We start from the raw sequence: 13,968 nt of genomic DNA on the forward strand, positions 1-13,968 counted from the left end.
TCAACTACTGCAAAAACACTGAAAGATATTATAAAAAAATTTTCAATCGAATATATTTCTGTCGAACAAAAGCAAATTCTTCAGGACGTGGATCTGGATGAGGATGTTGCGAGATTTTTGTAAATTAGCCACAAAGAAAAACTTCATAAAAAAACTCTGCGTTCTCTCCGTTCTCGGCGGTGAAAAAAGGGAAAAAGGAAAAAGAGAGAAACTGACCACGAAATACACGGAAAAACACGAAAAAATTCAAATAATAAAATTTAAAGGCTAAACAAATATTTAATATCAAATCAGCACCAGCGGTGCGAAATCTTTGTAGCATAAGGCGTCAGCCTTATCGTAAATCGAACATCCCTGTTCGTTCATCATACCATAGGTGCAACATTCTCAAAGCTGGGACTTTTAAAAAATGCGTTCTTCCGAAAGCATTTTCCCACTAAAAATTGATCCCTTTTAATACTATATCATTTTTTTGCACATTCAGATTTCTGGCAATTATCTCACATTTTGCTTTCAAAAGAAAAAAAACCGAGCGATTTACATTGGAAAGCCCTTCATAATTTCCCTGACCTTTGCTGATTACCATATCGGCATTTTCAAATTTTTGTAAAAAACATTGATTGCATAAATTCAAAATGGTTCCCGGAGCAGTTGTACCGGATGATATTACCTCGGCTACCTGATCAATTTTGATTTGCTTGGCTTCGCTAAAAGTTATATCATTGATAACCGGAATTTCTCGCACAACATAAGTAACCGGTTTTGGTAATTCTTCAATGAGAATTTTATCAAAAACTCCTTCCCCCGCATTGTCGCCAATGTATAATATTTTAGCTGATTTTTCTACTTTATTTCTAAAAAGTTCGTAATCAAATATAGCAAAATCTTGTTCCAAAATTATTTCAATATCACGTTCAAGATCAAAATCATTGTCAACTCCCAGATCAATCACATTCCCGGCAACTGCGAGACGAATGGCGGTAAGCAGACCATCTTTTGAGTCTCGAACTCGTTGCTTCAATTGGGGATATAACTTAAGGGCATGTTGAATATTTTTTTCTTTGATAGATTTGTATGGGTCGTTGTTGCCGGTTATTTCAGCAATTTTTTTGTAGATGATCTCACCTGTTTCAGGTGGAGTATGATCCATAGGAATGTCTTTAATCATTGTTCCGACTTCATTCAACAATTCTTTGATTTTAATTTCGTCGTTTGTAGAAATTCTTCCTGCTCGCAATGCTTGCTGCATAAAACAGGGAATGCAATCCAAATATGTTTTCAAATTTGTCCCTTTTCTAAAAAAAAAGCCTTCATAAAATACTTGAAGGCTTTTTTAATTGTATCAGTAATTCCGTTATTCTTCAATTGCTTCGACATTAGCACGAGGAATAATTATCTCTACTCCGTCCTTCATTTCTGCTTTGAGAACTCGCACCCGAGTTTCGCTTTCAACAACGACTAATTCTTCGGGAAGAGCAGTAACATTTCCGATCTCACCGAAACGGGGTTGTCGGATCACACGAATCGGGCTCCCGATTTTCAAACCGGTCAACTCTGCCTGCTTTTCTTTAAGTTCATCTTCTTTAAAAGTAATGGGGATGATCACTTCCGGTCTCATCACACCTGCACGAATCTGTGTCTTTCCATGCATAGACGCTTTATGCCTTTCAAATTCTTTCAATATTTTAAAAGTGGAGTCTGCCATTTTTATCGGACCGAAACCTTCTGTAACCACCAAAGTAAATCCGATTTTTTCATGCCCGGTAATTGCAACACCGATATCGTATCCCAGAATTTTTTTAAGGTCTTCATCGTCAACACCACCAACTATCACACCTTTTACTTTCATTTTAATGATTTTTTGCATTGCTGCATAAGTGATCATTGATCCCCCAACGATGATTTTTCCTTCACAAGATTCGTCTATCAGATCTTCGGTCAGTTCGCTATTCGGTGAATCCACCACAACTTTAATTTCACCGGTAATTTCACCCGCAAGTCCAAAGATTCCCTGAATATAGGCGGATTTATTTTCAATTTCCACACCTTCACCTTCAAATACTTGGCTAACAATTCCATCCATAAAAGCTTTCACTTCTATTGGAACCGGTGGCTTACGTAAAAGAACTTGCCCTGTGATTGAAGATATATTTTCTATTGAACCTGTAATCGGAGATTTCAGATTACTTTTAAATAATCCGAAAAAAGTTTTGGAGCGTGCAATTACTTCATCTTTTTGGACTTTATCTCCAACCTGCTTTAGCATTTTTTCTTGAACGTCTGAAGCTTGAATTGCTATTTTATTTGCTACATTCACAGGAATGACATCGCCAGGTAATTCGGTTCTTGCAACAATATCATCTGCTTTTACTTTATCACCAATTTTAACAACTACTTCACCTTTAAGCGGTAGAATACGCTCCTTTTTCAAGATTGTACTTTTTGTAATTTTTAATCCGGGTGTATATGCTTGTGCCATTTCTACCTCCTATTTCAATTGGTCTTTAGGATATGCTTGGAAAGCAATCATCCATTTTTTTAGTGATTTAACTCGGTCGGTTTCATTTTCAGGAATATGTATCCGTTTTGTTTCTACGCCCAATTTTTCATCAAACTCAATAGTTCTTCCACGTGTGTCAATTATTATTCCCACAACTCCACCGGAAATCGTAGTTGTGAGTTCCTTGTTATTGCCAGCACCAACATCATTTCCGTATTTCGGAATGATAGTGGCTTTTGCATTCTCGCCAACGTCGAGTTTTAATAATCTTATTTCACCGAATGGAATTTCTTCTTCAAAAACTCCATCCGGAAGTTCAATTTTTACTTCTAAAGCAATTTTGCCTTGTTTGTATTTTCCGGAAGGTGCAATGCAAGTTCCGAGATGAATCAGGCAATCTTTTTCAAACACACTTGTAGCGGCTTCTTCATTAATAGTTGCCAAAACACCCAATTGAGGCATCATGAAAATACTATCAACTGCGAGTTTTGTTACTCCTTCAGGCAGAAAAGCATCAATCAGCATCATTGCTGCCTGATTTCTACGGGGAGCGTGGGAAAGAACACCCCCACTTCCAACGAGAATATCAAGTGACATCATATTCACAATTGACTTACCCGAAGTGGCTTGGCTAAATGCTTCCGAAATATCTCTCTTTTGCTGCGTACCTTTCAAGGTTACGGCAAATTCTTTGTGCTGAATGAAAGCCAAACGGAGGGCTTCCTTTGCAATCGCTTGTTCCAGAATCAATTCTTTTGCAAGATGCGGGATGGTTGTAGGCCGAATCATTTTGTTTTTAATCATATTTCTGACATCTTTTTCGGGCATTTCAAAAGGAACCCATCGCATGATATTTTTCATTCCGGTTGAAGCCAAAACATTAGAAATACTATAACTCATGCCCAAGTTCGCACTTACAGTTCTGTTGAAAACCTGATCCTCGGTAAAAACAGAAAATATGTCCGTAGTTGCACCACCGATATCCACTCCGACAACTTCAATATTTTCCAAACGGGCTATTGTTTTCATAATATTTCCAACAGCACCTGGTGTAGGCATAATATCAACATTTTCGGTATTTTGCCCCTCATCTGTTATTGTACGAGCCCAAGCCATCAAGTTTTTGTAACCTGGGGCTTGTGCCATAACATGCTCCATGAAAAGATCATGAATTTTATCGCGAGCCGGACCAAGATTTTCTTGCTCTAAGGTTGGTCTGAGATTATCTGTGATCATTAAGTCTGTTTTATCTTTAAGCTCCTTTTTTACCAAATCTCGAGCCTTCACATTCCCAGCAAAAATTATCGGAAGCTGATAACTGGAACCCAGCCTTGGTTTTGGGTCGGCAGCAGAAATAATTTCGGCTAATTCTGCAACGTGTTTGGTTGTTCCACCATTTACACCACCGGAGAGTAAGATCATATCAGGACGGAGATGGCGAATGCGTTCGATTTGTTCATAAGGCAACCGCTTATCATTTGTTGCCAAAACATCCATGACAATGGCACCGGCTCCAAGGGCTGCTCGTTCTGCACTTTCACCGGTCATGCTTTTTACCACACCGGCAACCATCATTTGCAAACCACCGCCAGCACTACTTGTGGATACATAAGCGTCCACACCAACTTCTCCTTGCTGAGGAACAACAATCTGGCCGTCTTTTATTATCAATCTGCCGTTATTCCCTTTAATATGAACTAGGTCTTCAACCTCTTCCACTGCATTCAAGACTCCTTTTGTTACATCATCAAAAGGGGCTTCCACAGTGGTGGGTGCTTCACCTCGAACAATAAGCCGATAAACGCCATCGATTTTTTCAATCAGAATGGCTTTCGTAGTTGTACTACCACAATCAGTAGCAAGTATAGAATTTATCGTTTTCGACATCAATTTCCTCCATAATAATATTTTACTTATAAAAAACAGATATATACACAATTTTTATAAACGAAAAACCATGTCAACATAATTGGAAACTCCTCAATCCTTCGCATTCATTTTCATTTTCTTTTTAAGCTCTTTCATTCGCTTTTTTTTCGCCTTATTTTTCTTCTTCTCTTCTTTCAATTCCCGATAAAATTCTGCATCCATTTCATCAATTTTGTCCACAAGATATTTTACATTATCGCGATTTTCCAAAGCAGAAGCAAATTTCTGGAACTCATCCGGTTTAAAAATCAGTTCGGCAAAAGGCGATATCATATACATAAATTGGCTCGCTATAAAATTTAAGGGGTGTAATGATTCGATGAGCATCATAGCGGGAGATGCCATTTTTCGCTCTACAATAAACTTGGCGACTTTGTCCATTAACTCTCTCGCATCTTCTTTGGAAACTTCTATAATTGGATTATTAAATTTCATTTTATTCCTTTCTATGCTCGTGCTAAAGTTGCTGCAAAAATTTTATTTGCTCCGGTTTTTAGTATTTCCGAAACTGCAGCACTTAAAGTAGAACCTGTGGTTAATACATCATCTATCAGGAGAATATTTTTCCCATGTAGAATTTGTGGATTAGGAACACAAAAAGCTCCTGAAACATTTTTTTTACGTTTTTCTTTTGATAATTTTGTTTGAGATTTTGTAAATTTTTTTCTTGTAATTAAGGTAGAAGAAAATTTGATATTTAACTTATTTGCAACAAACTCAGCAATCAAATCCGCCTGATTAAATCCCCTACTGCGTTTCTTCACCTTATGAAGAGGAATCGGAATTACATAATCGATTTGAGAAATAAACGGATATTCCAATAGACATTCAACGAGATATGCTCCCAAATAATTTGCTAATTTCTTGAATTCTGCATATTTAAAATTATGCATAAGATTTTTTATAATAGGATTATATTTTAGGGCTGCGAAGACAGAATCGAAGTGATATTTGCTTTTACAATCGTCGCATATACCGTTTTTTATTTCGTTTTTACCGCAAATAAAACAGATGTTTTTGTCAGTCAATTCAATTTTTTCTTTGCACTTTTCGCACAGAAAATCATTTTCAAATAATTTTTCTCCACATACAAAACAGTATTTGGGATAAAAAAGATCAAGAGTTTGATTTATTAAATTGAATTTCATTTTGGGATTATGTAATTCTTTGCAAAAATTCAACACAATTTCGTTTTGTGAATGGAAACGGAAGAATGGAAGCCCACGATTTTAATCGTGGGATATTCCAATCAAAATAATCAATAACCATTTTAATGGTTTCGAAAAATGATTTAAACCGTTGAAATTGAAAAAATTTGGATTTAAACGCTTTTAACATTTCGTTTGGATATAGCTTTCGCAAAGATTTATTGAACTTTCGAAATGACAATTATCAATTATAATTTTTCAGTTTTCGCATTTTTTTCTTCAGGAAAATTTTTCTCAAATATTTCCCACAATTTCAATTCTACATCAATAGTATTAATTTTTATTTTCTGATCCCAATTATATACTATTGGAAATTGAAATTTGTCTTTCTTTAAACGATACAATTCAACAATTTCCTGATCGGGAGAAACAATAAAATATTCCTTAACACCATATTTTTCGTAAAGATGAAGTTTTATTTGCTTGTCTTTAAAACTCGTAGAAGGAGAAAGAATCTCAAAAATCACTTCCGGAGCACCATCTATAAATTTCTCTGCTATTTTCGACTTATCGCAGATAATCATAATATCCGGTTGGACAACTGTATCTTCGGATAGAACTACGTCGGTAGGAGCTTCAAAAATCTTACAATCTTTTCCAATAAGCTGCATGAAAATTCTGGAACTTATGGAAACGGAAATTTTCTGATGTTTAGTTCTTGGAGCAGGAGCTAATCCATAGAGTGAACCAGCAATCAGCTCATATCTTTTATCATCGTCCCAAGACATATATTCTTTTACAGAATAGTGCATCTCTGAATTTTGTATCCAATTTTTTTTAAATGGTTGTGTCATATTTACCTTCTTTTTGGTTGTTTTTTATTTACTTATTTTTTACGAAAGTTTGGAACATTTCGCAAATGTGGAAAAAATCTTTGAGAAAGATGCCGAATTTTTGTATTGAGCTGTTGATAAACTTTTCATATTTATTTTATTGATACCTTTCGCAAAGCGAGCGAGGGGGTAAACCCCCACGCTAAATCGAAAAAAATATTATGAATAATGCTCAGGAAATTTTTTATTCGCACAAAATATGTTAATCTCATTATTCGCCAGCCATTTTTTTAGCCTGATTTATCAGGGTTTTTTCGATTCAGCGTGGGTATTTATGCCCTCGCAAAGACCCGAATATTTTCTGTCCGTCAATTCCGGAAACTTCCGAATCACTCACCCGCTCAGGATGAGGCATCATTCCCAGCACATTTCCTTCTTTATTACAAATTCCGGCAATATTCATCAAGGCACCATTTGGATTTGAATTTTCAGTAACTTGACCACTCTTTTCACAATATTGAAAAACAATCTGATCATTGTCCTGCAAATCTTGTAATCCCCGCTCGTCAATATAATAATTCCCTTCGTTATGAGCTATGGGAATATCCAACACTTCTCCCCGCTTCGTTTGGTTAGTAAAGGGCGTGGTATTATTATTCACTCTGATATATTGATGCTTGCAAACAAAATTCAAAGAGCTGTTACGCAAAAGACTGCCGGGCAAAAGATGAGTTTCCGTAAGAATTTGAAACCCATTGCAAATTCCGATGATAAGTCCTCCGTTTTTAGCAAATTTAAAAACATCAATCATAATCGGGCTGAATTGAGCTATGGCTCCGGCACGAAGATAATCTCCATAAGAAAATCCTCCGGGAATAATCACACAATCTGGTTCTCGCAATTTATTTTCTTTATGCCAGATAAAATCTACTTCTGCGTTCATTATATTTTTAACGACGTAATAGGCGTCGTAATCACAATTTGAACCGGGGAAAACTATAACATTATATTTCATTTCTCATCCAATCAAATTAATTTTTTCATCCAATAATTTCAAATTTATATATTTCGATATTCGGATTTGCCAAAATCTTATCGGCAATAACAGCTATCTCTTCGCTAATATGTTTTTCATTATCCGAATCAATTTGAATATCAAAAAATTTACCGGCTCGAACATCTTCGATATCTTCATATCCTAAATTGTGTATTATATTTTGAATCGCTTTGCCTTGAGGATCTAATACTTCTTGTTTGAGGTTAACATAAACTCTAACTTTTTTCATTCTGCTCCTTTTTAGATTGATGGATTTACTAAAAAAACCATTCCGCTATAAGGCGGATCTATGGATAAAACGGTTTATATTTTCAGGTTTATCTTTACCCATAATTGAAGTTATGACTCCTTTTTTTGGTAATTGATTAAAATCATTATTCAAATTCGATACATTTCATTTTGTGAATGGAAACGGAAGCCCACGATTTTAATCGTGGGTAATTGAATCCACACAAATGTTTAACCATTTCAATGGTTTCCCCTAACAATAATATTATGTTTTTTAAAGAGCAAATCCAATTCTTCTTGAAATGACATTTTCCTGTGATGCTTTTCCTGATTTTTTATATATTTATTTACATCTTTCACTATTGATTCACTAACTGAAAAAGCACCATATCCTACTTGCCACGCAAATTTCGTTTTATAGAATTCATTTTTATTTATCCAATGTGATGTCTCGCCTTTTAAATTTTTTATTATTTCCTGAATAGATTTATTTTGATTTAAAAGAAATAAACCGTGCAAATGATTTTCAGTTCCGTTAATAATTCTAACTCCACAATCTAATTCTTCCAATTTTTGGTGTAAATGCTGGATTATTTTTTGTTTTGTCGCATTCTTCATATATGGAAATCGGTTTTTTGTGCTCCATACGCTATGGATCCAAATTCTTGTTAATGAATGAGACATTGTAAAGTATCCTTTCTTTTCAAAAACCGTTGAAACGGTTAATGTCTTGGATTTTATCTTTACCCACAGATAAATCTGTGGGCTTCTTTTTTTGACAATCTATTAATAAAAACATACAATTTTACACCATTTCATTTTGTGAATGGAAACGGAAGAACGGAAGCCCACGATTTTAATCGTGGGTAATTGTAAATCCCATAAATGAACCACTTTAGTGGTCTCATTGATTTTTCTCAAAAACTCTATTAAAAATAAAGTCAACATTTTTCAGAAACTTGTTTAAGTTTAAAATTTCGGTTAGTTCATCCGGTTTTATCAATTCAGTTAATCTTTCATCATTCTTAAGTAATTCTTCAAATGGTTCTTTTGTTTCCCAGCATTTCATTGCATTTTCCTGCACGATTCCATAGGCTTTTTCACGCGAAATTCCCCGTCTGGCAAGTTCCAACAAAATTGATTGTGAAAATATCAATCCATTTGTCATTTTGATATTCTCCATCATTTTTCTTGGGAATACAACAAGATTTTTGATTAGGGATTTGCTTTTTACCAGCATATAATAAAGTAAAATCGTAGAGTCCGGCAAGATAATTCTTTCAGTAGAAGAATGGCTAATATCCCGTTCGTGCCAGAGAGCATTATTTTCCAAAGCAGTAATCGAATTGCCTCGAAGTATGCGTGCCATTCCACATAATCTCTCACCAATAATTGGATTTTTTTTATGTGGCATTGCAGATGAACCTTTTTGTCCTTTTTTAAATCCCTCTTCAACTTCGTGAATTTCCGTGCGTTGTAAAGACCGAGTTTCCGTAGCAATTTTTTCAATCGTGCTACCGATTATTGCAAGAGTGGTCATAAATTCCGCATAGCGATCACGTTGTATTATCTGATTTGCGATATTCACAGATCGAAGCCCTAATTTTTTGCAAACATATTCTTCTATTTTTGGAGAAAGATGAGCGTAATTTCCAACAGCGCCGGAAATTTGTCCCACAGAAACTGAATCTATAGCAGATTTCAGCCTGATTAAATTTCTATTCATTTCATCATACCAGAGAGCAACTTTGAGCCCAAATGTGGTTGGTTCCGCATGGATTCCGTGGCTTCTGCCGATACAAAGGATTTTCTTGTACTTCAAAGCAGTTTCCTTCAATTGCTCCATCAATGCTAACAATTTTTCCAGAATCAGTTCTCCGGCTTCTTTCATCAAACACGAATTTGCAGTGTCAATTACATCTGAGGAAGTCATACCAAGATGAATATAGCGGGAAGATTTCCCGACATACTCCCCAACATTTGTAAGAAAAGCAATCATATCATGATCAACTTTTTGTTCGATTGTTTTTATCTCTTCAATTCTAAAATCCGCCTTTTGCTGAATATTTCTCAAATCATCGTTCGGAATGATTCCAAGTTTATTCATTGCTTCCGCAGCTGCGATTTCCACACGTAACCATTGACGAAATTTATTTTCAAGAGTCCATATTTTAGAAATTTCCGGGTAAGAATATCTTTCAACCATACTAAGCCTTTCTGATTCTATCTAACCACAAAAGACACAAAAATTTGTTAAAAATTAAATTCTTTTCTCTGTGAGCTCGCTGGTCTATGCGGTTAATCATTTAGCGTGAAACCTTATTAAAAAATCTTTTCATCTTGGAAATGTCATCAATTTTTTGAGTGCCTGCCGGAATCTGCAAATCAAATGAATCATCCCTTTGTTCTACCAATTTCCACCTGTCAACCGAAAATGTTGCAGTAGTTTTTCCTAAATATTTTACAGTTATTTCATTCGGTAAATAATCTTTATATTTCACAAAATATATTCCAATTTCGCCTTGCTCGATAGAGAGCAAGTCATAATTCCTATTGAAAATCAAATGTGACTGTTTATTAACTTCAAGAATAATATCACCGCCCCCATTTGTTTGAATATCAGCCTGAAGCACAGCAGTTCTAAAGTTTTGCATCGTATTCACGAATAGATTTGAAAAACAATATACAACTGACTGATCAGGTATAAAAATGTTCAAAGAATCATTATTAACAATTTGTAATTTTGGTTTCGGAGATAATCCGAAAACACCTCCGGATAGAAAATCTATTCTAAATTTGTCATCCTTTTTTCTGCAAGAAAAACTGCTCTTAAGTTCAAATTCATCAATTTGTAAATTTGCGATTCCGGTAATGTGAAACTCGTCAAATAACGACATCCTTTTTACAATTTCTTTTCTAATTTGAGCATCGGGAGAATAATTATAACCTTGAAATCCGCAACAGCTATTTAGCAGAATAATTAAAAAGAATAAAACAAACTTTTTCATACTTCGGGTTTTGCTTGCTTTTTCAAAATGCAAGAAATGATTCCGACAATCCCCACAATAACCATAAGGCTACTCAATATTTGCCCCATTGTCATAAACCCTATCAAGTGCCCAAGTTGTACATCCGGTTCTCGAACAAATTCCACGAGAAAACGAAAAAGTCCGTAAAACGAAATAAAACTCCAGAAAACGATGCCTTCCTTTACTTTTTTATTATACAAGAAAAATAAAATTGCAAAAAGCAGAATTCCCTCGAGAAACAATTCGTAAAGTTGAGATGGATGGCGAGGAATTCTTTCGGGATCTGTGGGGAATACCATTCCCCAAGGCAAATCTGTGGAACGTCCATAAAGTTCGGCATTGATAAAATTTCCGAGTCTGCCAAACGCAAGGGCAATGGGAGCGATAACAGCCGGAGGATCGGCTAATTTGTAAAAATCATAGCCGTGCTTTTTGCTAAAAATAAAGCCGAATAAAACTACTCCGAGCATTCCGCCATGAAATGACATCCCTCCATGCCAAACTGCAAAAAATTCAAGAGGATTGTGTAAGCATTCCGATAGGTTATAAAAAAGAACATAACCGACTCTTCCTCCGACCATTACACCGAGCATTATATAAAAAAACAGATTCTCAAAATCATCCTTTTTTAATTGAATATTTCTTGCTTTATACATCTTTTTGATGCTGAAATACCCAATTATGAAACTGATAATATACATCATAGAATACCAGCGAATTTGCAAAAACCCGATTTTGAGAATTGTCGGATTTATTTCTGGAAAAATTATCACTGTTTATTTCCTTTCCAACTTTTTCTTTATTGAATTATACCAAGAATCATGCAATTCGTCTATGGAAATATTTATCAAATTATTGATTTTGAAGATTTTTTTTTTGACTTTTCCTATTACTTCAAAATTCACATTTGAATTTATCGCAATCTTTTTAAAATCCGCTAATTTATCAGGATGAAGAGAAATTATTATTCGGGAATGCATTTCTCCAAACAATTCAAAATCAGGACGAAATTTTAAATTCAGATCAATTTCTGCACCAAATTTATTTTCGGGAGCGAATCCGGATTCTGCGAGAGCAACTGCCAAGCCTCCTTCAGAGCAATCGTGTGCGGATTGGACAATTCCATTTCGGATTGCCTGGAAGCAAGTATCCTGAATCACCTTTTCCTTTTCAAGATTGACTTTTGGTGGTAAACCGGTTGCTTTATTTGTTTGCAATTTCAAATAATCCGAGCCACCGATTTCGTTGCAATGTTCTCCAAGTAGAATGATCAAGTCATTTTCATGCTTAAAGTATTGAGTGGTAGCAAATTTCACGTCATCTAATAACCCGATCATTCCAATGGTTGGGGTTGGATATATCGCACTTTTTATTGTCTCGTTATAAAAGCTGACGTTGCCACCGGTTACCGGCGTATTGAATGCCTTGCAAGCGTCCCCCATTCCCTTGATAGATTGTTCAAAAGTCCAATAAACCTCTTTTTTATAGGGATTCCCAAAATTTAGACAATTGGTTATTGCCAAAGGTTTTCCCCCTGAACAAACGATATTTCTGGCCGCTTCTGCCACGGCTCCTTTTGCCCCTTCGTAGGGATCGAGATAGCAATATCTGCCGTTACAATCTGTGCTCATCGCAATTGCTTTTTTGCTTCCCTTGATGCGTAAAACAGCAGCATCCGAACCGGGCTCGATAACCGTATTTATCCGCACCATGTGGTCATATTGATGATAAATAAAATTTTTACTAGCAATATTTGGAGCAGCAAGTAGTTCATACAAAATTTGATTATAATCGGAAGGTTCATCCAAAGAAGTTTTGTCAAATTTTTCAGTATGATTAAGATATTCAGGGCGTCTTGATTCCCGTTTGTAAACCGGTGCTTTCCCACCAAGAACAAGATATTCCGCTTTGATTTCTGCAACGATTTTTCCGTTTTCCCGCACTCGTAACATTTTATCTTCTGTAACTTCTCCGATTTTGACGGCGTGCAAATCCCACTTATCGAAAACTTTTTTTATTTGGACAAATTTGTTTGGTTCTACCACCAGTAACATTCTTTCCTGAGATTCGGAAAGCATTGTTTCGTAGGGTGTCATCCCTGATTCGCGTTTGGGAACCAACGATACATCAATGTCCAAACCGGTTCCTGCTTTTGCACACATTTCCGAGGATGAACAGGTCAATCCGGCTGCGCCCATATCCTGAATACCCACAATCAGGTCTTTTTCGATTACTTCAAGAGTTGCTTCCAAAAGCAATTTCTCCATAAATGGATCACCAACCTGAACAGCGGTGCGTTTTTTGGCGTTCTCGTCGGTCAATTCATCTGAAGCGAAAGTTGCCCCGTGAATTCCGTCTTTTCCAGTAGCAGACCCAACGTAAATGACATAATTTCCAGGACCATTTGCAGCTGCGGTTGCCAGATTATTATGTTTCATAATTCCAACGGTCATAGCATTGACGAGCGGATTTCCTTCGTAACTATCCTCAAAATAAACTTCACCGGCAACTGTCGGGATTCCCATACAATTTCCATATCCGCCAATCCCTTTTACAACTCCATCAAGAAGATGCTTTACTTTGCTGTTTTCCAAATTTCCGAAACGTAGTGAATTCAAATTTGCAATCGGGCGTGCTCCCATGGTAAATATATCTCGCAAAATTCCACCGACCCCTGTGGCAGCTCCTTGATATGGTTCGAGAGCAGAAGGATGATTATGACTTTCTATTTTGAATGCAACTCCAAGCCCGTCGCCAATATCCACTACTCCGGCATTCTCTTCGCCGGTTTTTGTTAGCAGCGCTTCACCGCTTCTCGGAAGAGTTTTCAACTGCAGGATCGAATTTTTGTAACTTGCGTGTTCCGACCACATAACAGAAAAAATACCGAGTTCTGTGAAAGTTGGTTCTCTGCCGAGAATTTCTAATATTCGCTGATATTCTTCATTAGAAAAACCGTGTTCTGAAATAATTTTTTTAGTTATTTTTGTTTTCATAATTTTTTCTTATTGTTTTTTATCACAAATTTTTGCTGTTAATTACTCGTCAAGAATTGCTTAAATTTTGTGTGATTCGAAGATTAAGTTTTCTTTGCAAATTTTGGAGTAAAATATCCGTGATATTTTATACAACACTGCAACATCACGGATGTTGCACTCCAAAAAGTCGAAAGCAGGACTTGGCTCGAAACGAACGGAGTGAGTTTGAGCCGAGAACTGCGACCCACATACAAATTTATTGATTT

General features: G+C 35.9%; 13 protein-coding genes. All 13 read right to left on the bottom strand.

Translation table 11 applies throughout. The annotated features are described in order from the left end of the window. Positions 1 to 436 precede the first annotated feature (436 nt). Positions 437 to 1,282, bottom strand: coding sequence for an ARMT1-like domain-containing protein (locus U9P79_04420; protein MEA2103872.1), 846 nt, complete (start codon positions 1,280 to 1,282; stop codon positions 437 to 439). 72 nt (positions 1,283 to 1,354) lie between these two features. Further along, a complete protein-coding gene (locus U9P79_04425; protein MEA2103873.1) occupies positions 1,355 to 2,479 on the bottom strand; it encodes a hypothetical protein in 1,125 nt (374 codons plus the stop codon). 9 nt (positions 2,480 to 2,488) lie between these two features. Further along, positions 2,489 to 4,387: a glutamate mutase L gene (locus U9P79_04430; protein ID MEA2103874.1), complete on the bottom strand. Its 1,899-nt coding sequence runs from the start codon at positions 4,385 to 4,387 to the stop codon at positions 2,489 to 2,491. A 93-nt stretch (positions 4,388 to 4,480) separates the two neighbouring features. Beyond that, a complete protein-coding gene (locus U9P79_04435; GenBank protein ID MEA2103875.1) occupies positions 4,481 to 4,864 on the bottom strand; it encodes a hypothetical protein in 384 nt (127 codons plus the stop codon). 11 nt (positions 4,865 to 4,875) lie between these two features. Then, on the bottom strand, positions 4,876 to 5,577 hold the full coding sequence (locus tag U9P79_04440) for a ComF family protein (protein MEA2103876.1): 702 nt from the start codon (positions 5,575 to 5,577) through the stop codon (positions 4,876 to 4,878). A gap of 248 nt (positions 5,578 to 5,825) precedes the next feature. Beyond that, on the bottom strand, positions 5,826 to 6,431 hold the full coding sequence (locus U9P79_04445) for a Uma2 family endonuclease (protein MEA2103877.1): 606 nt from the start codon (positions 6,429 to 6,431) through the stop codon (positions 5,826 to 5,828). A 298-nt stretch (positions 6,432 to 6,729) separates the two neighbouring features. Next, positions 6,730 to 7,425 carry a phosphoribosylformylglycinamidine synthase subunit PurQ gene (purQ, locus tag U9P79_04450; GenBank protein MEA2103878.1) on the bottom strand — a complete coding sequence of 232 codons (696 nt, stop codon included), beginning with the start codon at positions 7,423 to 7,425 and terminating at the stop codon, positions 6,730 to 6,732. A 25-nt stretch (positions 7,426 to 7,450) separates the two neighbouring features. Further along, on the bottom strand, positions 7,451 to 7,696 hold the full coding sequence (purS, locus tag U9P79_04455; protein ID MEA2103879.1) for a phosphoribosylformylglycinamidine synthase subunit PurS: 246 nt from the start codon (positions 7,694 to 7,696) through the stop codon (positions 7,451 to 7,453). Between the two features lie 239 nt (positions 7,697 to 7,935). Further along, positions 7,936 to 8,379, bottom strand: a complete 444-nt coding sequence (tnpA, locus tag U9P79_04460) for an IS200/IS605 family transposase (protein MEA2103880.1) — start codon at positions 8,377 to 8,379, stop codon at positions 7,936 to 7,938. 220 nt (positions 8,380 to 8,599) lie between these two features. Beyond that, positions 8,600 to 9,901 carry an adenylosuccinate lyase gene (gene purB / locus U9P79_04465; protein ID MEA2103881.1) on the bottom strand — a complete coding sequence of 434 codons (1,302 nt, stop codon included), beginning with the start codon at positions 9,899 to 9,901 and terminating at the stop codon, positions 8,600 to 8,602. 100 nt (positions 9,902 to 10,001) lie between these two features. Continuing rightward, positions 10,002 to 10,703 carry a hypothetical protein gene (locus tag U9P79_04470; GenBank protein ID MEA2103882.1) on the bottom strand — a complete coding sequence of 234 codons (702 nt, stop codon included), beginning with the start codon at positions 10,701 to 10,703 and terminating at the stop codon, positions 10,002 to 10,004. Then, the gene (lgt, locus tag U9P79_04475; protein MEA2103883.1) at positions 10,700 to 11,494 is read right to left on the bottom strand and encodes a prolipoprotein diacylglyceryl transferase; all 795 of its coding nucleotides are present in this window, start codon (positions 11,492 to 11,494) and stop codon (positions 10,700 to 10,702) included. Before lgt ends, U9P79_04470 begins: the two co-directional genes overlap by 4 nt. A gap of 6 nt (positions 11,495 to 11,500) precedes the next feature. Then, entirely contained in the window at positions 11,501 to 13,720 is a 2,220-nt protein-coding gene (gene purL, locus U9P79_04480; GenBank protein MEA2103884.1) for a phosphoribosylformylglycinamidine synthase subunit PurL, read from the bottom strand. Between the last annotated feature and the right edge of the window lie 248 nt (positions 13,721 to 13,968).

Source organism: Candidatus Cloacimonadota bacterium (assembly GCA_034661015.1).
Classification (GTDB): domain Bacteria; phylum Cloacimonadota; class Cloacimonadia; order JGIOTU-2; family JGIOTU-2; genus JAYEKN01.

What these genes read in the sequence shown, in the direction of transcription:
- U9P79_04425 (MEA2103873.1), bottom strand. Translation starts at nt 2,479, where the DNA reads ATGGCACAAGCATATACACCCGGATTAAAAATTACAAAAAGTACAATC.
- U9P79_04430 (MEA2103874.1), bottom strand. Translation starts at nt 4,387, where the DNA reads ATGTCGAAAACGATAAATTCTATACTTGCTACTGATTGTGGTAGTACA.
- U9P79_04435 (MEA2103875.1), bottom strand. Translation starts at nt 4,864, where the DNA reads ATGAAATTTAATAATCCAATTATAGAAGTTTCCAAAGAAGATGCGAGA.
- U9P79_04440 (MEA2103876.1), bottom strand. Translation starts at nt 5,577, where the DNA reads ATGAAATTCAATTTAATAAATCAAACTCTTGATCTTTTTTATCCCAAA.
- U9P79_04445 (MEA2103877.1), bottom strand. Translation starts at nt 6,431, where the DNA reads ATGACACAACCATTTAAAAAAAATTGGATACAAAATTCAGAGATGCAC.
- purQ (MEA2103878.1), bottom strand. Translation starts at nt 7,425, where the DNA reads ATGAAATATAATGTTATAGTTTTCCCCGGTTCAAATTGTGATTACGAC.
- purS (MEA2103879.1), bottom strand. Translation starts at nt 7,696, where the DNA reads ATGAAAAAAGTTAGAGTTTATGTTAACCTCAAACAAGAAGTATTAGAT.
- tnpA (MEA2103880.1), bottom strand. Translation starts at nt 8,379, where the DNA reads ATGTCTCATTCATTAACAAGAATTTGGATCCATAGCGTATGGAGCACA.
- purB (MEA2103881.1), bottom strand. Translation starts at nt 9,901, where the DNA reads ATGGTTGAAAGATATTCTTACCCGGAAATTTCTAAAATATGGACTCTT.
- U9P79_04470 (MEA2103882.1), bottom strand. Translation starts at nt 10,703, where the DNA reads ATGAAAAAGTTTGTTTTATTCTTTTTAATTATTCTGCTAAATAGCTGT.
- purL (MEA2103884.1), bottom strand. Translation starts at nt 13,720, where the DNA reads ATGAAAACAAAAATAACTAAAAAAATTATTTCAGAACACGGTTTTTCT.